19 protein-coding genes are annotated in these 18,516 nt (G+C 74.0%); 8 read left to right on the top strand and 11 right to left on the bottom strand.

Going from position 1 to position 18,516, the window contains the following annotated elements:
• The first annotated feature begins 10 nt into the window (after positions 1–10).
• Complete coding sequence (locus tag ACH4J0_RS11620) at positions 11–1,270, top strand: phenylacetate--CoA ligase family protein (RefSeq protein WP_396238737.1); 1,260 nt, start codon at positions 11–13, stop codon at positions 1,268–1,270.
• 16 nt (positions 1,271–1,286) lie between these two features.
• Here the strand turns inward: ACH4J0_RS11620 and paaI are convergent, their stop codons facing one another.
• Together paaI and ACH4J0_RS11610 are read right to left on the bottom strand one after the other, a co-directional pair.
• On the bottom strand, positions 1,287–1,697 hold the full coding sequence (paaI, locus tag ACH4J0_RS11615; RefSeq protein ID WP_396238735.1) for a hydroxyphenylacetyl-CoA thioesterase PaaI: 411 nt from the start codon (positions 1,695–1,697) through the stop codon (positions 1,287–1,289).
• The gene (locus ACH4J0_RS11610; protein ID WP_396238733.1) at positions 1,682–1,930 is read right to left on the bottom strand and encodes a hypothetical protein; all 249 of its coding nucleotides are present in this window, start codon (positions 1,928–1,930) and stop codon (positions 1,682–1,684) included. Before ACH4J0_RS11610 ends, paaI begins: the two co-directional genes overlap by 16 nt.
• Before the next feature lie 219 nt (positions 1,931–2,149).
• Between ACH4J0_RS11610 and ACH4J0_RS11605 the strand changes: the two genes are divergently transcribed.
• Positions 2,150–2,533 carry a peptidoglycan-binding protein gene (locus ACH4J0_RS11605; protein WP_396238731.1) on the top strand — a complete coding sequence of 128 codons (384 nt, stop codon included), beginning with the start codon at positions 2,150–2,152 and terminating at the stop codon, positions 2,531–2,533.
• Positions 2,534–2,640: 107 nt separating this feature from the next.
• Here the strand turns inward: ACH4J0_RS11605 and ACH4J0_RS11600 are convergent, their stop codons facing one another.
• From ACH4J0_RS11600 to ACH4J0_RS11570, 7 genes are all read right to left on the bottom strand, one after another.
• Entirely contained in the window at positions 2,641–3,174 is a 534-nt protein-coding gene (locus tag ACH4J0_RS11600; RefSeq protein WP_396238729.1) for a hypothetical protein, read from the bottom strand.
• A gap of 105 nt (positions 3,175–3,279) precedes the next feature.
• A complete protein-coding gene (ctaD, locus tag ACH4J0_RS11595) occupies positions 3,280–4,947 on the bottom strand; it encodes a cytochrome c oxidase subunit I (protein ID WP_396238961.1) in 1,668 nt (555 codons plus the stop codon).
• A gap of 334 nt (positions 4,948–5,281) precedes the next feature.
• Entirely contained in the window at positions 5,282–6,181 is a 900-nt protein-coding gene (locus tag ACH4J0_RS11590) for a virginiamycin B lyase (protein WP_396238959.1), read from the bottom strand.
• 70 nt (positions 6,182–6,251) lie between these two features.
• Entirely contained in the window at positions 6,252–7,334 is a 1,083-nt protein-coding gene (locus ACH4J0_RS11585) for an AI-2E family transporter (protein WP_396238727.1), read from the bottom strand.
• A 180-nt stretch (positions 7,335–7,514) separates the two neighbouring features.
• Positions 7,515–8,234, bottom strand: a complete 720-nt coding sequence (locus ACH4J0_RS11580) for a glycerophosphodiester phosphodiesterase (protein ID WP_396238725.1) — start codon at positions 8,232–8,234, stop codon at positions 7,515–7,517.
• A gap of 70 nt (positions 8,235–8,304) precedes the next feature.
• Positions 8,305–8,721, bottom strand: coding sequence for a molybdopterin-binding protein (locus ACH4J0_RS11575; protein WP_396238723.1), 417 nt, complete (start codon positions 8,719–8,721; stop codon positions 8,305–8,307).
• Between the two features lie 113 nt (positions 8,722–8,834).
• Positions 8,835–10,031 carry an ROK family transcriptional regulator gene (locus ACH4J0_RS11570; protein ID WP_396238721.1) on the bottom strand — a complete coding sequence of 399 codons (1,197 nt, stop codon included), beginning with the start codon at positions 10,029–10,031 and terminating at the stop codon, positions 8,835–8,837.
• A 189-nt stretch (positions 10,032–10,220) separates the two neighbouring features.
• Between ACH4J0_RS11570 and ACH4J0_RS11565 the strand changes: the two genes are divergently transcribed.
• Positions 10,221–11,453 (top strand): MFS transporter, encoded by a 1,233-nt coding sequence (locus ACH4J0_RS11565; protein WP_396238719.1) that lies wholly within the window; start codon positions 10,221–10,223, stop codon positions 11,451–11,453.
• A 632-nt stretch (positions 11,454–12,085) separates the two neighbouring features.
• Here ACH4J0_RS11565 and ACH4J0_RS11560 read toward each other — a convergent pair.
• Both ACH4J0_RS11560 and ACH4J0_RS11555 read right to left on the bottom strand, forming a co-directional pair.
• Positions 12,086–12,733, bottom strand: coding sequence for a response regulator (locus tag ACH4J0_RS11560; RefSeq protein WP_396238717.1), 648 nt, complete (start codon positions 12,731–12,733; stop codon positions 12,086–12,088).
• The gene (locus ACH4J0_RS11555; RefSeq protein ID WP_396238715.1) at positions 12,718–13,977 is read right to left on the bottom strand and encodes a sensor histidine kinase; all 1,260 of its coding nucleotides are present in this window, start codon (positions 13,975–13,977) and stop codon (positions 12,718–12,720) included. The genes ACH4J0_RS11560 and ACH4J0_RS11555 overlap by 16 nt, the downstream gene beginning before the upstream one ends.
• Positions 13,978–14,174: 197 nt before the next feature.
• Between ACH4J0_RS11555 and ACH4J0_RS11550 the strand changes: the two genes are divergently transcribed.
• The 5 genes from ACH4J0_RS11550 (at position 14,175) to ACH4J0_RS11530 (ending at position 18,470) form a co-directional block, all read left to right on the top strand.
• The gene (locus ACH4J0_RS11550) at positions 14,175–14,912 is read left to right on the top strand and encodes a TVP38/TMEM64 family protein (protein WP_396238713.1); all 738 of its coding nucleotides are present in this window, start codon (positions 14,175–14,177) and stop codon (positions 14,910–14,912) included.
• 54 nt (positions 14,913–14,966) lie between these two features.
• Positions 14,967–15,482, top strand: a complete 516-nt coding sequence (locus ACH4J0_RS11545) for a DinB family protein (RefSeq protein WP_396238711.1) — start codon at positions 14,967–14,969, stop codon at positions 15,480–15,482.
• A gap of 272 nt (positions 15,483–15,754) precedes the next feature.
• Entirely contained in the window at positions 15,755–16,147 is a 393-nt protein-coding gene (locus tag ACH4J0_RS11540; protein WP_050366974.1) for a cell division protein SepF, read from the top strand.
• 158 nt (positions 16,148–16,305) lie between these two features.
• Positions 16,306–16,905, top strand: coding sequence for a TetR/AcrR family transcriptional regulator (locus ACH4J0_RS11535; RefSeq protein WP_396238709.1), 600 nt, complete (start codon positions 16,306–16,308; stop codon positions 16,903–16,905).
• On the top strand, positions 16,902–18,470 hold the full coding sequence (locus tag ACH4J0_RS11530) for an MFS transporter (protein ID WP_396238707.1): 1,569 nt from the start codon (positions 16,902–16,904) through the stop codon (positions 18,468–18,470). Before ACH4J0_RS11535 ends, ACH4J0_RS11530 begins: the two co-directional genes overlap by 4 nt.
• Positions 18,471–18,516: the final 46 nt, after the last annotated feature.

Raw genomic sequence — 18,516 nt, 5'->3', positions numbered from 1 at the left:
GAGTCCCGCCATGCCCGCCAAGCCCCTCGCCGAGCTGGTCCGCTTCGCCCGCGCCAACTCGCCGTTCTACGCCGAGCTCTACCGCGACCTCCCGCCGGACGTCGACCGGCTCGACCGGCTCCCGGTGATCGACCAGACCGCGTTCTGGGCCGCCAACACCTGGCCCGACAACCGGGTGCTCACCGGCCCGCTCACCGACGCCGGCGTCTACAGGACCGGCGGCACCACCGGCGTCCCGAAGTTCTCCCCGTGGACCCGCGCCGAACACGCGGACTCGGTCACGGCCTTCGGCGCCGGCCTCGTCCGGGCCGGCCTGCGGCCCGGCCACCGGGTGGCCAACCTGTTCGTCGCCGGCGAACTCTACGGCGGCTTCCTCTACATCGAGAACGCCCTGCACCACGCCCCGGTGGACAACGTCCGCCTCGGCGTCGGCGGAGCCGCCCCGGACGACTACGTCGCCGACCTGATCACCGGCTTCGGCGTGCACGTCCTGGCCGGCGAGCCGATGAAGCTCAGCGCCGTCGCCGAGTGCCTGGTCGCCCGCGGGCAACGCGCCGACGGCGTCGAACTGCTGCTGTTCGGCGGCGACCTGCTCTTCGCCGACCTGCGCCCGCTGCTCTCCCGCGCCTTCCCCCGGGCGGCCGTCGCCTCGGTCGGCTACGCCTCCAACGACGCCGGGCTGGTCGGCGCGCCCGTCCCCGGCGAGGACGTCCGGGTCCACGAGGCCTTCGCCGACCGCACGGTGGTGGAACTGCTCGACGAGGTCACCGGCGAGCCCGTCACCACCGCCGGCACACCCGGCCGGGTGGTGGTCACCAACCTGTTCCGCACCCTGATGCCGATCCTGCGCTACCCCACCGGCGACCGCGCCGAATGGGTCGACGGCGAGTGCCGCCGCTTCCGCCTGCTCGGCCGCTCCGCCGAGGGCGCCCGGGTCGGCACCGTCACCCTGCCCACCGAGGAGATCCGGACCGTCCTGCTCGCCGCCGACCCGAAGCAGCACATCGCCGGGATGCAGCTGGTGCAACGGCGCTGGAACGGCCGGGACGGGGTCGTCCTGCGGCTCGGCCACATCGGCCAGCCGCCGCCCGCCGACCTCGCCGGCCGGCTCGTCGACGCCGTCTACGCGGCCCTGCCGCTCTACCCGTCGGAGGTCGCCGTCGGCAGCATCCACCACCTCACGGTGGAGTGGGTGCCGCGCTCGGAACTGGTCACCAACCCCCGGACCGGCAAACTCCAACAGGTCCTGGACGAGCGCCCCCGGGATTGACCGCACGGGGGCCGGCTCAGTCGTGCTGCGGCCGGCCCCCGATGACCACGCTCTGCCCGCGGAACTCGGCGATCACCCTGCCGCCCGTCCGACGCACCGTCACGTCGTAGATCCCGCTGCGCCCGGCCCGCGAGCGCTCCACCGCCTCGGCGACCAGCTCGTCCCCGACGGCCGCCGGGGCCAGGAAGGCCACCTGCGCCGCCTGGGCGACGGTCACCGGGCCGTGGCTGTTGCAGGCGTACGCGAACGCGGCGTCGGCCAGCAGGAACAGGAACCCGCCGTGCGCCGTGCCGTGCCCGTTCACCATCGTCGCGGCCACCGTCATCCGCATCACCGCGCGCCCGGCGGACACCTCCTCCAGGGCGATCCCCAGCGTCCGGCTGGTCTCGTCCCGCTCGTACAGCGCGGCGATCACGGGGTCGAACACGGTGTCACGGTCCCTCCGTCGGCGGTGCCCGGGCCCAGCGTAGGGGACGCCGCCGTTCCGGTCACCGGCCGATGCGGTGCCTGTTCCGCCGTCGCGGCCTCCCCGACCACCACCACCAGGTCCGACTCGCCGTCCAGCAGGTCGTGCACACCGCGGCGCACCACCTCGTGGTCGTCCAGCAGGAACACCCGGACCGGCGCCGAAGCCCCGGCACCCTCCGCCATGGTCGCCATCACGCGGCTCCGCCCTCGTCACCCCCGCACACGAACAGCGGGGCCCACCGCATCATCCCCGCGAGGCGGTACCGGCCCAGGGCCCAACGGCCCCATCGCGGGACGCTCCGGCACGGCTCGACCGTCCCTTCCCCCGTCCCGGGACGTGCGGGCCTCGTGGGACGGCCCGCGCACTGTTTGGCTGGTGGCCCGACCCACCGGACCGACCGAAGGACCTCCGTGAAGCGCACCAAGCTCGCCCTGAAGACCACCCTCGCCCTCGCCACCGCGGCTGCCACCCTCGCCCTGGCCGCCCCCGCCCAGGCGTCGACCACCGCCTCGTACATCGGCGACGGCTACCCGAACAGCTACAACTCCGTCCACTGCGTGCAGACCCTCCTCAACGACTGGGTCACCAACGTCGCGGGCAACTCCGGCGCCCGGGTGGCGGAGGACGGCCTCTGGGGCCCCCAGACCAAGGGCCTGGTGACGTACTTCCAGCAGGTCCAGAGCCAGACCAACCCCAGCATCGTCCCGGACGGCATCGTCGGGAAGAACACCGGCAACGTCATGGTCTACAGCCACTCCCAGCCCTGCTACGCCTACATCCCGACCTACTTCTGATCCCTCCGCCCCTCGGCCCCCGCCCAACGGCGTCCGGCCCGCGCCGTCCCCCCGCCGGCGCGGGCCGGACGCCGTTACCGGCGGCCCGGACACCCGGTGAACACCCCTCAGCGCCCCTGCCGCCGGAGGTTGCCCAGCCCCACCAGCAGGAACGCGAGCGTGACCCCCGTCCCGCTCACCGCCGCGAGCACCAGCTTCGCCGCCGGGCCGCCCCCGTCGGACAGCAGGATCGCCACCGCCCCCAGCAAGGCCACGGCGGCGCCCACCACCAGCCAGCCGGCCAGCGCGACGGCCGCCGGGCGGCCGTTCCGCGGCACCGGGCCGGCCTCCAGCGCGGCCCAGCGCGCCGCGCTCTCGCGCTGCTCGCCGCGCCGCTCCCACGCCGCCCGCAGCCGCAGGGCCGTGCCGCCGACCAGCCCGGTGAGGGCCACCTGGGCGGCCGGGTGCCAGTCGGGCACGGCGAGCAGCAGTCCGCCGGCCAGTGCGAGCGCCGCCCACCAGAGCACGCAGGCCGCCGCGGCCGTACGGGTGGAGCGGGGCCGGTCGGCACCGGCCTGGAGGTCGGCGATGGCGGGCAGGTACCAGACGCAGCCGCTCGCGGTGAGCGCGGCGGTGCCGATGGCGAGCACGGTGTGGGTCATGGGCCGGCCTTCCTGGGGCGCACGGATCACGGGGAGTGGCGGGGGCCGTCCCCGCCCGCCCGGGGGCAACTGCACCGGCGGGGACGACCGTTCGGGGCGCCGGCCTCAGCCGTCAGCGGACGGGGACACGGACGAGGACGACGCCCGGGCCCGCTGCGCCCGGGTCAGCGGCCGGTCGTACTTCACCGGTTCCACCCCGCCCAGGTGCGCGGCCGGCTTCCCGGTGTTCTCCAGCACGTCCCGGGCCGCGATGTCCGGGTGGTGGAGGTCGAAGGCCGGGGATTCGGAGCGGATCCGGGGCAGCTTGACGAAGTTGTGCCGGGGCGGCGGGCAGGAGGTGGCCCATTCCAGGGAGCGGCCCCAGCCCCAGGGGTCGTCCCCGGTCACGCGTTCGCCGTACTTGGCGGTCTTCCAGACGTTGTAGAGGAACGGCAGGATCGACAGGCCGAGCAGGAAGGACCCGATGGTGGACACGGTGTTGAGCGTGGTGAAGCCGTCCGAGGCGAGGTAGTCGGCGTACCGGCGGGGCATGCCCTCGGCGCCCAGCCAGTGCTGCACCAGGAACGTCGTGTGGAAGCCGACGGTGAGCGTCCAGAAGGTGATCCGGCCGAGCCGCTCGTCGAGCTTCTTGCCGGTCATCTTGGGCCACCAGAAGTGGAAACCGGCGAACATCGCGTACACCACCGTGCCGAACAGCGTGTAGTGGAAGTGGGCGACGACGAAGTACGAGTCGGAGACGTGGAAGTCGATCGGCGGGGCGGCGAGCAGCACGCCCGTCAGACCGCCGAAAAGGAAGGTGACCAGGAAGCCGACCGTCCAGAGCATCGGCGTCTCGAAGCTCAGCGAGCCCTTCCACATGGTGCCGACCCAGTTGAAGAACTTGACGCCGGTGGGCACTGCGATCAGGAAGGTCATGAAGGAGAAGAACGGCAGCAGCACCTGTCCGGTGACGTACATGTGGTGCGCCCACACCGTCACCGAGAGCCCGGCGATGGCCACCGTGGCGGCGATCAGGCCCGCGTAGCCGAACATCGGCTTGCGGCTGAACACCGGGATGACCTCCGAGACGATGCCGAAGAACGGCAGCGCCAGGATGTACACCTCCGGATGCCCGAAGAACCAGAACAGGTGCTGCCAGAGCATCGCCCCGCCGTTGGCCGGGTCGAAGACGTGCGAGCCGAACTTGCGGTCGCACTCGAGCGCGAGCAGCGCGGCGGCCAGCACCGGGAAGACCAGCAGCACCAGCACCGAGGTGAGCAGCACGTTCCAGCAGAAGATGGACATCCGGAACATGGTCAGCCCGGGGGCGCGCATGCAGATGACGGTGGTGATGAAGTTGACCGCGCCGAAGATGCTGCCGAAGCCGGACAGCGTGACGCCCATGATCCACATGTCGGAGCCGACGCCCGGCGAGTGGACGGCGTCGGACAGCGGCGCGTAGAGGAACCAGCCGAAGTCGGCGGCGCCCTGCGGGGTCGCGAAGCCGGCGGCGGCGATCAGCGAGCCGAACATGAACAGCCAGTAGGACAGCATGTTCAGGCGCGGGAACGCCACGTCGGGCGCGCCGATCTGCAGCGGCATGATCCAGTTCGCGAAACCGGTGAACAGCGGCATCGCGAAGAGCAGCAGCATCACCGAGCCGTGCATGGTGAAGGCCTGGTTGAACTGCTCGTTGGAGAGGATCTGCGTTCCGGGCCGGGCGAGTTCGGCGCGCATGACCAGCGCGAGGATGCCGCCGATCAGGAAGAACGCGAACGAGGACACCAGGTACATGGTGCCGATCGTCTTGTGGTCTGTGGTGGTCAGCAGTCTGACCAGGGCCGCCCCCGGCCGCCCGGCCCGAACCGGGCGCGGTGGCAGGGCCGTTGGCGGTGAGGTGGGGTCGCCCTGTGCCTGGGTGGCGCTCAAGGACGCACTCCTTCGGAACGTCGTGCGAATGGATGACGAATCCATGATCCGAACGCACGCCCCGCCCACCCCAGGGCCCTTGGGCCCGCCCGCCCGGGGCCGCTGGGCCCGAGTTACCGGCCCGCGCCCGGGACCTCCCGACCGGGACCGGCGACGGCGAGCCCTGCCGCCCGCCGCCGACGAGCACCTTGACGTCCCGTCAGTCCACCGCGCCGCCCTTCAGCCCGCCGGTTCGGGCGATCTGCCCGCGCTCCAGCGCCGCGTACACCGCTCCGTCCGGGCCGACGGCGATCCCGTGCGGTTCGGCGCCGGGGCCCGGGACCGGGTGGCCGTCCACCCGCCCGTCCGGGGTGAGCACGCCGATCCGGCCGGCGCCCCACTCGGTGAACCACAGCCAGCCGGCGGGGTCGGCGGCGATCGCGTGCGGCTTGGAGGCGCGGTCGGCGAGCGGGTACTCGGTCACCTGCCCGTCCACGGTGATCCGACCGACCAGCCCGCCGCCGATCCCGACGTACCAGAGCGCCCCGTCCGCCCCGGCGGTGATCCCGACCGGCGCGGTGCCCCGGGTGGGCAGCCGGTGGACGGTCACCTCGCCCCGGACGCTCACCCGGGCGATCGCGTCGGCCTGGTTGAGGGTGCACCACAGCGCGCCGTCCGGACCGGCGGTGATCAGCGAGGGGAAGGCCCCGGCCGACGGCAGGGGGTACTCGGTCACCTCCCCGTCGACGGTGATCCGCCCGACCCGGTCGGCGTTCATCTCGGTGAACCACAGCGCCCCGTCCGGTCCGGCGGCGATCCCGTACGGTCCGGCACTCGCGGTCGGCAGCCCGAAGGAGGAGACCTCCCCGTCCACTGTGATCCGCCCGATCCGGTGGTCCCGCATCCGGCTGAACCACAGCGCCCCGTCCGGCCCCACGGTGATCACCGACGGCCCGCACCCCGGCGCGCCCAGCCCGAACCGCTCCACCGCCCCGTCGGCGCCCAGCCGCCCGACCTCCCCGGCGTGCACCAGGGTGAACCAGACGCCCCCGTCCGGCCCCACCGCCAATCCGTACGGCCCGTCCCCCGCCCCGGCAACCTCGATCAGCTCCACCCGCACCCCTTCGCCTCTATCGCGACTCAAGTCGCATTATGGATGCTCGCACACCCACCCGCCCGGGGCAACCGACTTACTGCCGATCGCCCGACCGCCCCCGGAGGACGGCGATCACCCCCAGGCCCGCCGCGCACACCGGCACCGCCAGGAGGGCTCCGATGATGCCCGCGATGCCGGAGCCGGCCACGACGGCGACCATCACGGTCGCCGGGTGCAGCTCCACCGTGCGGCTCTGGATGACGGGCTGGAGGACGTTGCCCTCGATCATCTGGACCGTCAGCACCACGCCCAGCGCCCACAGCGCCGTTCCGAGCCCGCCGTCGGCCAGGGCGACCAGCACCGCCACCGTGCCGGACAGGAACGCGCCGACGAACGGGATGTACGCGCCCATGAAGACCAGCGCGCCCAGGCCGGGGGCGCCGGGGACGCCGAGTGCGAGCAGACCGACGGTGATGAAGACCGCGTCGATCAGGGCGATCAGGGTGGTGCCCCGCATGAAGCCGGCCATGGCCTCGAAGGCACGGTCGGCGCAGGCGACCACGGTGTCGGCACCGCGCCCCGGCAGGGTGGCGCGGATGGCGTCGCCGGTGCGGTGGCCGTCGCGCAGGAAGAAGAAGACCAGGGCCAGCGCCAGCACCGCGCCGGTGACCAGCTGGGTGAGCAGGCCGAGCCCCGAGAGCACGCCATTGGTCAGGGCCGAGACCAGCGAGTTGGTCTCGCCCTTGGCGTTCTCCAGCGCGTGCTGGATCTTCACCCCGAAGGGACCGAGCCACTGGGCCAGCCGTCGACCGGCGGCCGGGAGCGAGGCGGCGATCTGCGGGGCGCTGTGCACCAGGGAGTTGACCAGCAGCGCGATCACCCCGACCACCGCGACCACCAGCACCAGGCAGGTCAGCCCGGCCGCCAGGCTCCGGCTCACGCCCCGCCGGACCAGCCAGGGCACCACCGGATGGAGCAGCGAGGCCCCGAGCAGCGCCAGGATGAACGGCACGGTGGCGGCCCGCAGCTCGACCAGCGCGAAGACCACCAGGGAGCCGACGGTGATCAGCAGGATCACCGCCACCGACCAGGCCGCCGCCCACCGCACGGCGGGCGGCAGCATCAGGTACGGCTTGCGGTGATCGGGCTGCCCACCGGGCGGGCGCTCCACGGACACGGCAGCCTCCGACGGGGGTCGTCGTTGAGTCCGAACCGACCCATCTCAGCAGAGAATCCGACGGTCCGCCCGTTCTAGGACCGGGTGACCGCCCCGAGCCGCACCGTCACGCCCCCGCCCGCGAAGGCGGTGAGCCGTTCCGGGACGGAGCCCTCCAGCCGCGAGGGGTGCCGGCCACCGTCACCGGCGGCCGTCCACGACGGAGCGCAGCACGGAGATCCGGTTGGTCGTGATGGACGCGGCCCCGGTGTCGCACAGTCGGCGCATGGTGCGGCGCAGGTCGGCCGTCCAGGTGGAGACGGCGAGGCCCTGGTCCGCCGCTTCCTCGACGAACCGGGGGGTGACCAGGCCGAACGGCGGATTGAGGAAGCGCGGGCGCAGGTCGCGCAGCAGGGCGGGCGCGGGCATCCGGGGCTGCTTCCAGGTGAGCGCGATCTCGGCGTCCGGGCTGAGTTCGCGCACGGCGAGCATGGCGGTGGTGTGGCCGCAGAAGGCGACCAGCTCCTCGGCGCCGAGGCCGGTGACGACGGACCAGGTGGCGGCGGCCGGGCCGGGGTCGTCCAGGTCGATGAGCAGGCGCGGACCGTTCGCGTCCGCCACGGCCTTGATCGCCTCGGCCAGGGTGGGGACGGCCAGTGCGCCCTGGCGCAGCTCGTCCAACTGCTCGGTGGTGACCCGGCCGATCGAGCGCGGGTCGCCCCAGAGCCGCTCCAGGGTGGGGTCGTGCAGCAGCACCGGCACCCGGTCGCGGGTGAGCTGGACGTCCACCTCGACGGCGTCGGCCCCGGCGGCGAGCGCGGACTCGACGGAGGGGAGGGTGTTCTCCCGGTGGCGGTACGGGTCACCGCGGTGGGCGACGGCGAGCACCGGGCGGCGGTCGGCGGGGGTGGCGGGGCTCATCGGATCCTTCCGGACAGCCGGGGGGGGTGAGGTCGTGACTCGTCGTCGGTGGAACGGTCGGCGGGAGACGCTAGCGCCGTTCGATCATCACGTTGGTCGACTTGATGACCGCCGTGGCGGGCGCGCCCGGCACCAGGTTCAGCTCCTCCGCCGACTCCCGGCTGATCAGCGACACCACCCGGAACGGTCCGGCCTGCACCTCCACCTGCGCGGCCACGTCGCCGAGCACCACGTGGGTGATGATCCCGGGGAAGCGGTTGCGCGCCGAGGACGGCCGGCCCTCGGCCTCGGCGTTCTCCGGCCGGGCCAGCTCGCGGGCGAAGGCGGCGAGCTCGGCGCCGGGGATGATCCGGTGCCCGTGCTCGTCCCGCACGGCGGCGAGCCGCCCGGCGTCCACCCAGCGCCGCATGGTGTCCGCGCTGACGCCGAGCAGCGCCGCCGCCTCACCGATGCGGTACGGGTTGACCGGCACCTCGGGCTGGCCCATGTGCGACTCCTGACGGTGGTTCGAGGTACGGGGTACGCGCCCCCCGTCCGCCATCCTGCCGTACCGGGCACGCCGACGGGAAACGGCCCGGGACCAGTCCGCGGACGGGCGTCCTACGGCTCGCCGAACAGGTCCCGCCGTACCGCGTCCCCGGCGGTGAGCACCGCCCCGGCGAGCACCGCCCCGCCGCCCGCCGTACCGGCCCGCACCTCGGTGCGCAGCGGGGTGAACCCGGCCAGCCGCCGTTCGACCCGGCCGGCCAGCTCGGCCCCGCCGGCCCGGCCGACCTCGCCGCCGAGCACCACGCAGCCCGGGTCGAGCACCACGCAGAGCGCGGCCGCGCCGAGCGCGATCCGCTCGGCCAGCTCGGCCAGGAACGCTTCGCCCGCCGCCCCCTCGGTCAGCGCCGCGCGCACGGCGGCCTCCGCGGCGGTCGCGTCCCCGGCCGGGTCGGCGGGCAGCCCGTGGGTGCGGGCGAGGGCGCAGATGGCGGCGCTGCCGACCAGGCCGTGGAAGCCGCCCTCGCAGCTGTCGGCACTGGGCAGCCCGACCGTGCCGGGGACAGGCAGGAAGCAGATCTCACCGGTGCCGCCGGAGAAGCCGCGGCGCAGCCGCCCGTCCAGGATGACGGCGGCGCCGACGCTGTGGCCGAGCCACATCAGCACGAAGGTGTCGCGGTCGCGCGCGGCGCCGACCCGGTACTCGGCCCGGCCGGCCAGGTTGACCTCGTTCTCCAGGATGACGTCGGTTCCGGGCAGCTCCCGCAGCGCGGCCAGGAGTTCGGCGTGCCAGCCGGGGAGCTTGCCGGTGCTGTGGAGTCGGCCGGTGGCGGGGTCGACCAGGCCGGGGGCGCCGACCGCGATCGTGTGCAGCTGCTCGACGCCGGCGCCGCGCGCGGTCTCCAGCAGGGTGCGGACGATCATCGCGGCGGTGCCCTCGTCGGCCGCGCTCCCGCCCGACGCCTCGACCGGCACCTCGGCGGTGGCGAGGCTGCGCCCGGCGAGGTCCGCGACGACCAGGCTGACGCCGCCCTCGCGGACGTCGAAGGCGGCGATGTGGGCGCGGGAGGCGACCAGCGCGTAGAGCCGGGCGTTGGGACCGCGCCGCTGTTCGCCGCGTTCGCCGACGACGGCTACCAGGCCGGTGCGTTGGAGGCGGTCGAGCAGGTCGGCGACGGTCGGCCGGGACAGGCCGGTGAGGTCGCGCAGCTCGGTCGCGGTGAGCGGGCCCTGTTCGAGCAGGAGGTTGAGCGCCAGCCGGTCGTTGATCGCCCGGGCGGTGCTCGGCGTGGCCGTACGCGCGGTGGTCATGGCCGATCATCCTTCCAGAGTGTTTCTATCAGGGTCCCTTCCTGATAATTTATCGAACCGATCGCACGAACCGGCGATCGCACGAACCACCGGACGGACGACTCCGCCGTGCGGAGCCGTCCGCCTGCACGTAGACCACCCCCAGGGCACCGTCGCGCCCCGCCACGCGCGACCGGGAGGGAACGCCGCATGACAGTCACGACCCCCGACCCACTCACCGACCCACGCCGCTCCCGACTGGGCGTCGCGCTGGTCTTCTGCGTGCACGGCGCCGTCAGCGGCACCTTCGTCACCCGCATCCCGTGGATCCAGGACCGGCTGGACCTCTCCCCCGGCCAGCTCGGCCTGGCCCTCGTGATGCCCGCCATCGGCTCCTCCCTCGCGATGCCGCTCGCCGGGCGCTTCGTCCACCGCTACGGCGGCCGGGCCGCGGTGCGCGGGCTGATCTCGCTCTGGTGCCTGGCCCTCGCCCTACCCGCGCTCGCCCCCTCACTGCCGGTGCTGTGCGCGGCCCTGCTGGTGTACGGCGCCACGGCGGGCATGGCGGACGTCGCGATGAACGCCCAGGGCGTGGAGATCGAGCAGCGCCTCGGCCGCTCCATCATGTCCGGGCTGCACGGGATGTGGAGCGCGGGCGGCCTGCTGGCCTCCGGCTTCGGCATCCTGGCCGCCCACCTGGACCTCGACGCCCGCCTCCAGCTGGCCGTCACGGCACTGGCGTTGTCCGCCCTCGCCCAGCCGGTCTGCCGGGCCCTGCCGGACCTGCGGGCGCCCGAGGCGGCGGAGGAGCCGCCGCGCTTCGCCCTGCCGCCGCGCAGCTCGCTGGTGATCGGGCTGGTCGGCTTCTGCGCGGTGTTCGCCGAGGGCGCCTCGATGGACTGGAGCGGCGTCTACCTCAAGGACATCACCGGCGCCTCCGCCACCCTCGCGGCCGCCTCGTACACCGCCTTCTCGCTCACCATGGCGGTCAGCCGCCTGGCCGGAGACGCGGTGATCCGCCGCCTCGGCGCCGTCCGCGCCACCCGGCTGGGCGGGGCGGTCGCCACCCTCGGCGGCGTCCTGGTGGTCGCCGCCGACCACCCGGCGCTGGCCATCCCCGGCTTCGCCCTGATCGGCGTCGGCATCGCGGTGATCGTGCCGCTCGCCTTCGCCGCCGCGGGACGGATCGGCAGCAACCCCAGCCAGGCCATCGCGGGCGTCGCCACCGTCACCTACACCTCCGGTCTGATCGCCCCCGCCGTGATCGGCGCCCTCGCCCAGGCCACCTCGCTCACCGTCTCCTTCGGACTGGTCACCCTGCTCGCCTTCGCCCTGCTGCTGAGCGCCGGGGCACTGCGCCGGGCCGAATCGAATGCCACCGACGACGATGTGACCGCAATGCCACCGAAAAACGCTTCCGGAAAAGATCTCTCCTCGATATGATCGACAATTCGCCCGGGAATTCCCGCTGACATCGCCGACCGCCGGGCGCACTCCAGTGCCCGGCGGTTTCCACCACTGGTGAGGGGAATTCCCGCCGAATGTGCTACGAGCCGGATGCCACACCGCCCGCCTTCGGCCCCGCACGTCGGCCGAGGCCGCCGACTTGATCCCCACCTCGGCGGACAGCGCCGAATTCGCCGTCTTCCCGGCCCGCCCCGAACCGGCCACGGGCGTCGGCGTGCTCGTCCTGCCGGACAACAAGGGCCTCTGCGCGTCCTACCGGCACACCGCCGCCCGACTCGCCGAACTGGGGCACCCGGCGCTCGTCCTCGGCCCAGCGGCCGCACCGCCGGGGCCGCCCCGGAAAACCGCCCGCCGGAATTCGGCGAACTCCCGAACCTGCTCCTCCACCTCCTCGCACTCACCCCCGAGACGCCGGACGCCGACCTCACCGCCGCCCTGGAACGACTGCGCGCCGCCGCCCCGCCGCCGTCGACCACGCGGACGCCGCCCGGGACACCCGGGACCGGCTGCCGGCCTTCCTCGACGAGGCCGGCTGAGCCCCGAGGACCCTTCGCCCGGCAGGGCGGTGCGGTCCGAAGGCCGCGCCGCCCCGCAGGCCGAACGGAGCGTCAGAGCTGGTTGAGGTAGGTGAGGACGGCCCGGACCCGGCGGTTGGTGTCCTCGTCATCGTCGATGCCGAGCTTGCCGAACATCGAGGTGGTGTACTTGCCGATCGCGCTGTCGCTGAGGAACAGCCGCCGGCCGATGGCCTGGTTGGACAGCCCCTCGGCCATCAGCCCGAGCACCTCGTACTCGCGCCCGGTGAGCTGGCTGAGCCCCCGCTCCGGCGGGCTGGCGGAGAGCAGCTTGGCGATCACCGCCGGGTCCATCGCCGTCCCGCCCGCCGCGACCCGCTCCAGCGAGCCGATGAACTGGTCGGCGTCGAACACGCTCTCCTTCAGCAGGTAGCCGACCCCGCCGGAGCCGTCCGCCAGCAGCTCCCGGGCGTACAGCTGCTCGACGTGCTGGGAGAGGATCAGGACCGGCAGCCCGGGCAGCTCGCGCCGGGCCGCGAGCGCCGCCCGCAGTCCCTCGTCCGACTGGGTCGGCGGCATCCGGACGTCGATCACGGAGACGTCCGGGCGGTGTGCCAGCAGCGCGTCGAGCGTCTGGGGCCCGGTGGAGGCGGTGGCCACGACCTCGTGCCCGCAGGCCTCGATCAGGTGGACCATCCCGTCGCGCAACAGGTAGAGGTCTTCGGCTACGAGGATTCGCATGGCACCGTCATCCTGACGTGGGTCGGTCCGCCGGGCGGACTGGTGATCTCGAGGGAGCCGTCGAAGGCGTCGAGGCGGCGGCGCAGACCGGCGAGCCCCCCGCCGGGCCGTTCCCGGACGCCGCCCGAGCCGTCGTCCTCGGCCTCGACGACGAGCCCGTGTTCGTCCTGGCGGAAGGTGACGCCGGCCCGGGTCGCGCCGCCGTGCCTGACGGCGTTGGTGAGCAGTTCGGCGACGCCGAAGTACACGGCGGACTCGATCGGCGCGTCCACCCGGACCGGGCCCGTAGCCTCGACGGCCACCTTCAGCCGCAGGTCCAGGGCGAGCGCGCGGACCGCGTCCACCAGTCCGCGTTCGGTCAGCACCGGCGGGCTGATGCCGTGGACCAGGTCGCGCAGTTCGGCCAGCGAGGCCTTCGCCCCGTCCTGGGCCTCCCGCATGAGCGCCCTGGCCCGTTCCGGGTCGCGCTCCACCAGCAGCTGGGCGGTGGCCAGCGAGAGCCCGAGGGCGACCAGCCGGGCCTGCGCCCCGTCGTGCAGGTCCCGCTCGATCCGGCGGATCTCGGCGGCCTGGGCGACGGTGGCGTCCGCCCGCTGGGCGGTCAGCTCGGCCACCCGCTCGGCCAGCGCCATCGCCCGCGAGGGCCGCAGGAAGCGCTCGGCCACCGGTGACGCCACCCGCCAGGCGTACGGCGCGCCGCCGACGGCCGCGAGCACCGCGAGCGCCCCGAGCAGCCGGGCGGCTGCCTCCGGGGACGCCAGCCCCAGCACGGCCGCGGCCACAGCGGCCGGCGGCAGCGCGGCGACCGGACCCGCGGTGAACGCCGCGACGGCGACGAACCGCAGGTCCCGCAGGTTGGCCGGGTCGCGCCAGCGGACCCGCCAGTGCTGGTCCATCAGGGCGTCGCGGCGGGTCTTCTCGTACGTGAAGCCGTTCCACCAGAACCCGGTGGACATCCGGGTCACCGGCGGGGCCTGGCGGTACCCGGCGGGCAGGACGGTGCCGCCCCAGCGCGCGACCAGGGCGCGCACGGCCCGGCACACCGGGCGACTCAGTCCGAGGGTGCCCACGCACACCAGCACCAGCGGCAACAGCCACGACCACGGGTTGGCCGGCCCCCAGGACCACCCCAGCGCAGCCGCGCCCACCCACACGGCCGGGACCAGCAGGGTCACGGCCGCGACCGTGCACGCCCGCAGGAACCCCGTCGCGGCCCCCGCCGCCCACCCGCCCAGCGTCCCCATGAACCTTCCTCGCCTTCCGTCGGTGCACCACTGTGCACCGCGCGGAACCCCCGTCCGCCCCGGTCCGGGCCGGGAGTGTGGCCGGCCCCACCCGATTGTGGGTCCAGCCGGACACCCTGCCATCATGCCGATCACGGTCACCGGCGTCGACCTCCACCCCTGGTCGGACCGCGCCGGGGACCGGTTAGGCTCTGGCCGTGCCCGCAGCCCCGACGACCTCCGCCGCGCCGACCACCGAAGAGCCCGCCGAGCCCGCCGCCCACGACCGGCAGGCCCCGGCCCGGTCGGCCTGGTGGCGGTTCGGCCTGCTGGTGGTGCTGCTGGGAGCCTGTGCCGGCTCGCTGCTGCTGTGGAGCCCGACGGACCTGCTCTCGGGCGGACTGGCGGACCGGATGCCCGGCTACTGGTTCGCCCCGCTGTTCGCCCTCGTCTACGCGGTCGGCACGCTCGCCTTCGTGCCGCGCCCGGCGCTGAACGCCGTCGCCGGGCTGCTGCTGGGCATCCAGCAGGGGGTCCTGCTCGCGGTGCTCGGCACCACCCTGGGCGCGGCCATGGCCTTCGCGCTCGGCCGCGGACTGGGCCGGGAGGCGCTGCGGCCGTACCTGCGCGGCAAGGTGCTCGGCGCCCTCGACCGGCGCTTCACCGACCAGGGCTTCCGCAGCGTCCTGGTGCTGCGGCTGCTGCCCGGCCTGCCGTTCCAGGCGGGCAACTACGGCGCGGCGTTCTCCGGGGTCCGCTTCCTGCCCTTCCTGTTCGCGACCGCGATCGGCGTGGTGCCGACCACCGCCGTGTACGTCGTCGCGGCGGCCAGCGCGGACCAGCCGGGTTCGGCCGCGTTCCTGGTCTCGGCGGGGGTGATCGCCCTGCTGGTGCTGGGCAGCCTGGTCGGGCTCTGGCGGGCGGCCGCGTCCCGCCGCCGGGAGCGGGCCGGCTGACAGGCCCTCGCAATTCGCTGGCGTCGCCGCGCCGGCGGGGTCACGATGGCCGGCATGACCGAACTCACCCCGCGGGTGGACCCGCCGATGGCCGCCGACGAGGCCGCCATGCTCACCTCCTGGCTCGACTACCACCGCAGCACCCTCGCGCTGAAGTGCGAGGGCCTGACCGACGACCAGTTGCGGCTGCGCTCCGTCCCGCCGTCCACGCTCTCCCTGCTCGGCCTGGTCCGGCACATGGCCGAGGTCGAACGGCACTGGTTCCAGGGCATCCTGCTCGGCGAGGAGGTCGCCACCGGCCACTACTGGACCGAGGCCGACCCGGACGGCGACTTCGACCACGTGGACACCGCGGACGTCGCCGCCGACTTCGCGACCTGGCGCGCGGAGATCGACGCCGCCCGCCGGGCGTCGGCCGGTCTGCCGCTGGAGACGGTCGGCAAGCGGCTGCGCCAGGACCAGGAGGTGACGCTCCGCTGGATCCTCGTCCACATGATCGAGGAGTACGCGCGGCACAACGGGCACGCCGATTTGTTGCGCGAACTGGTGGACGGTTCGACCGGCGAATGAAATCTTTTGCGCATTATTGACAAAAGGTCAATTGTGCTGCGGCAACGACCGATATGGTCTACGCGCGCAACCGTACCGAGCTGCGCCGCGTCGCTTCTCTGTGCCCGGGTCCGCCCGGGTTTCCGGTGCGGCGCGACTCGTACGGAGGCCGCGAGCGGGCACCGGACCGGTGAACAGTGCGATACTCGGACAGTTCCGACGAGTGGATGACGTGTCAAGAAGGGCACGCACCCCCCGGGGGGACCAGACGGGACGAGGCAGGGAGGCGCGGCATGGGAGCACTTCGCGACGAGCACCACAACGGGTGGCTGATGCCCTCCGGGAACTACCCGGCCGCGGTGTACGACGACGAGTGGGTGGATCAGGAGACGGTGCCGGCCGTCCCCGCGCCCGCGAAGATCGTCTCCCTGCGGCCGACGGGCTTCGAAGCGGCCCGCACGGTCGGTGAGCACATCCGGGCAAGCACCCCGGTGGTCATGGACCTCACCGAGATGGACGAGGCGGAGGCCAAGCGCATGGTCGACTTCGCCTCCGGGCTGATCTTCGGGACCCGGGGCGGCATCGAGCGGATCGCCCGCCGGGTCTTCCTGCTCACCCCGGCGGACGTCGAGGTGATGGTGATCGACCGCCCGCTCGACGAGACCGGGTTCTACAACCAGAGCTGACCGGAGCGGCGGGGCCGCACGGCCCGCAGCACCCCACCGGGGACGGCGCACCAGCCGTCCCCGGTTTTTGCTACCCGAGCCCGATTCGCCGGTGACGCAGGCGAGACTCGAGAAACAATTATGAGACATCCATGTCTCACTTGTCCTACACTCGACTCATGGCCACCGATCGCGACACCGTCCTGGAAGCCGCCGTCGGCGTGCTGTCCCGCCGCCCCACCGCCCACCTGGACGAGATCGCCCGCGCCGCGGGCATCAGCCGGGCCACCCTGCACCGGCTGTTCCCGGGCCGCGACGCCCTGATCCGCGACGTCGGCCGGCTCGGTCTCCAGCGCTTCGCCGCCGCCCTGGACGCCGCCGCAGTCGAGGAGGGCGACGCCGAGGCGGCGCTGCGCCGGCTGGTGGACGCCGCCGTGCCGGACGCCATGCTCTGCGCCTTCCTGGCGGGCGAGAACCAGCTCTACGACGACGGCGAGATCAACGACCTCTGGGAGGTCCAGATCGACCGGCTGCACGCGCTCTTCCTGCGCGGGCAGCGCGAGGGCGTCTTCCGCATCGAGCTGAGCGCCGCCTGGCTGAGCGAGGCCTTCTTCGACCTGGTGGCCGGCCTCGGCTGGGCCATCCAGGACGGCCGGCTCGCCCCCCGGGACGCCGCCTTCTCGCTCGCCGAGCTGTTCCTCGGCGGCGCACTGCGCCGGGACCCCGTTCCCCCGACCCACAGCACCTCGGACCGGAAACCGGAAACCGATACCCCATGAGTACCCCCGCCCTGACCGCCCGCCAGCGCTGGACCGGCCTCGCCGTCCTGGTGCTGGCCGTCACCGTGGTCGCCCTGGACGCGACCGTGCTCTCCCTCGCCCTGCCCTCCATCAGCGAGACGCTGCGCCCCAGCGGCACCCAGCTGCTCTGGATCGGCGACTCCTACTCCTTCGTGCTGGCCGGCCTGCTGGTCAGCATGGGCGCCCTGAGCGACCGGATCGGCCGCAAGAAGCTGCTGCTGACCGGCGCCACCGCCTTCGGCGCAGCCTCGCTGCTGGCCGCGTACGCGCCGGGCCCGGGCTGGCTGATCCTGGCCCGGGCGCTGCTCGGCGTCGCCGGGGCGACGATCATGCCCTCCACCCTCTCGCTGATCCGCGCCCTCTTCCCGGACGACCGGGAGCGGGCCACCGCGATCGGCATCTGGGGCGCGGCCGCCACCGCCGGTGCCGCGCTCGGGCCGGTGGTCGGCGGACTGCTGCTGGAGCACTTCTGGTGGGGTTCGGTGTTCCTGCTGAACATCCCGGTGCTCGTCCTGCTGCTGGTGTCCGGCGCCTGGCTGCTGCCGGAGTCCCGGGACCCTGAGCCGGGGCACTGGGACGTGCTGAGCGTCGCGCTGTCGATGGCCGGGGTGATCGGCGTGGTGTACGCGGTCAAGGAGGGCGCCGCTCACGGACCCGCCCGCTGGGACGTCCCGGTCACCTTCCTGCCGGGCGCCGCCGCGCTGACCCTCTTCGTCCGCCGCCAGCTGCGGCTGGCGACCCCGCTGCTGGACGTCCGGCTGTTCCGGGACCGGCGGTTCACCGCCGCCGTCACGGCCTCGCTGATCTCGCTGGTCGGCCTGTCCGGCGTGATCTTCGTGGTCTCCCAGTACCTCCAGCTGGTGCGCGGCTACGAGCCGCTCCAGGCGGGCCTGGCGGAGCTGCCGGCCTTCGCCGGCTCGGTGGCCGGCGGGCTGCTGACCGCCCGGATCGCCCGGCGCTTCGGCGCGCGCCGGGCGCTGGCCGTCAGCCTGCTGGCGATGGGTCTGGCCGCGGGCGCGCTGGGCTGGCTGGAGCAGGACACCAGCTACCTGCTGCTGGCCGTCTCCTTCCTGGTGACCGGCACGGCCGAGGGCGTGGTCTACACGCTCGGCGCCGACCTGGTGCTGACCGCCGCGCCCGCCGACAAGGCCGGGGCCGCCTCGGCGGTCTCGGAGACGGCGTACGAGCTGGGCACCGCGCTCGGCATCGCGCTGGTCGGCTCGGTGGTCGGCTCGATCTACGCGAACGGGCTGTCCGTCCCGGCCGGGGCCTCCCCGGAGGTCGCCGCCCGGGCCGGCGAGTCGCTGGGCGCGGCCGTGGAGACGGCGCAGGAGCTGCCGCCGGAGGTGGCGCAGCCGCTGCTGGCGAGCGCGAAGGACTCCTTCGTGCACGGCATGAACAGCGCCGGGCTGCTGGCCGGGGTGCTGCTGGTGGGCGCGGCCGTCCTGGCCTGGTGGCTGCTGCGCGGGCGGTGGTCCGCGCCGACGCCGGCCGAGCCGGTCGAGACCGCCCGGACGGAGCGGCCGCAGCAGGTGCACGCGTAGCCAGGAGGTGGGAACGTCCCTTCCCGGCTCCGGGGCGTCGAGGGCG

It is taken from the genome of Kitasatospora sp. NPDC017646, assembly GCF_044329365.1.
Taxonomy (GTDB): Bacteria; Actinomycetota; Actinomycetes; order Streptomycetales; family Streptomycetaceae; genus Kitasatospora.
This window is presented reverse-complemented; position numbering and strand designations above follow the sequence as displayed.

What these genes read in the sequence shown, in the direction of transcription:
- ACH4J0_RS11620 (WP_396238737.1), top strand. Translation starts at nt 11, where the DNA reads ATGCCCGCCAAGCCCCTCGCCGAGCTGGTCCGCTTCGCCCGCGCCAAC.
- ACH4J0_RS11610 (WP_396238733.1), bottom strand. Translation starts at nt 1,930, where the DNA reads ATGGCGACCATGGCGGAGGGTGCCGGGGCTTCGGCGCCGGTCCGGGTG.
- ACH4J0_RS11600 (WP_396238729.1), bottom strand. Translation starts at nt 3,174, where the DNA reads ATGACCCACACCGTGCTCGCCATCGGCACCGCCGCGCTCACCGCGAGC.
- ctaD (WP_396238961.1), bottom strand. Translation starts at nt 4,947, where the DNA reads ATGTACCTGGTGTCCTCGTTCGCGTTCTTCCTGATCGGCGGCATCCTC.
- ACH4J0_RS11580 (WP_396238725.1), bottom strand. Translation starts at nt 8,234, where the DNA reads ATGAGCCCCGCCACCCCCGCCGACCGCCGCCCGGTGCTCGCCGTCGCC.
- ACH4J0_RS11575 (WP_396238723.1), bottom strand. Translation starts at nt 8,721, where the DNA reads ATGGGCCAGCCCGAGGTGCCGGTCAACCCGTACCGCATCGGTGAGGCG.
- ACH4J0_RS11570 (WP_396238721.1), bottom strand. Translation starts at nt 10,031, where the DNA reads ATGACCACCGCGCGTACGGCCACGCCGAGCACCGCCCGGGCGATCAAC.
- ACH4J0_RS11565 (WP_396238719.1), top strand. Translation starts at nt 10,221, where the DNA reads ATGACAGTCACGACCCCCGACCCACTCACCGACCCACGCCGCTCCCGA.
- ACH4J0_RS11560 (WP_396238717.1), bottom strand. Translation starts at nt 12,733, where the DNA reads ATGCGAATCCTCGTAGCCGAAGACCTCTACCTGTTGCGCGACGGGATG.
- ACH4J0_RS11555 (WP_396238715.1), bottom strand. Translation starts at nt 13,977, where the DNA reads ATGGGGACGCTGGGCGGGTGGGCGGCGGGGGCCGCGACGGGGTTCCTG.
- ACH4J0_RS11545 (WP_396238711.1), top strand. Translation starts at nt 14,967, where the DNA reads ATGACCGAACTCACCCCGCGGGTGGACCCGCCGATGGCCGCCGACGAG.
- ACH4J0_RS11540 (WP_050366974.1), top strand. Translation starts at nt 15,755, where the DNA reads ATGGGAGCACTTCGCGACGAGCACCACAACGGGTGGCTGATGCCCTCC.
- ACH4J0_RS11535 (WP_396238709.1), top strand. Translation starts at nt 16,306, where the DNA reads ATGGCCACCGATCGCGACACCGTCCTGGAAGCCGCCGTCGGCGTGCTG.
- ACH4J0_RS11530 (WP_396238707.1), top strand. Translation starts at nt 16,902, where the DNA reads ATGAGTACCCCCGCCCTGACCGCCCGCCAGCGCTGGACCGGCCTCGCC.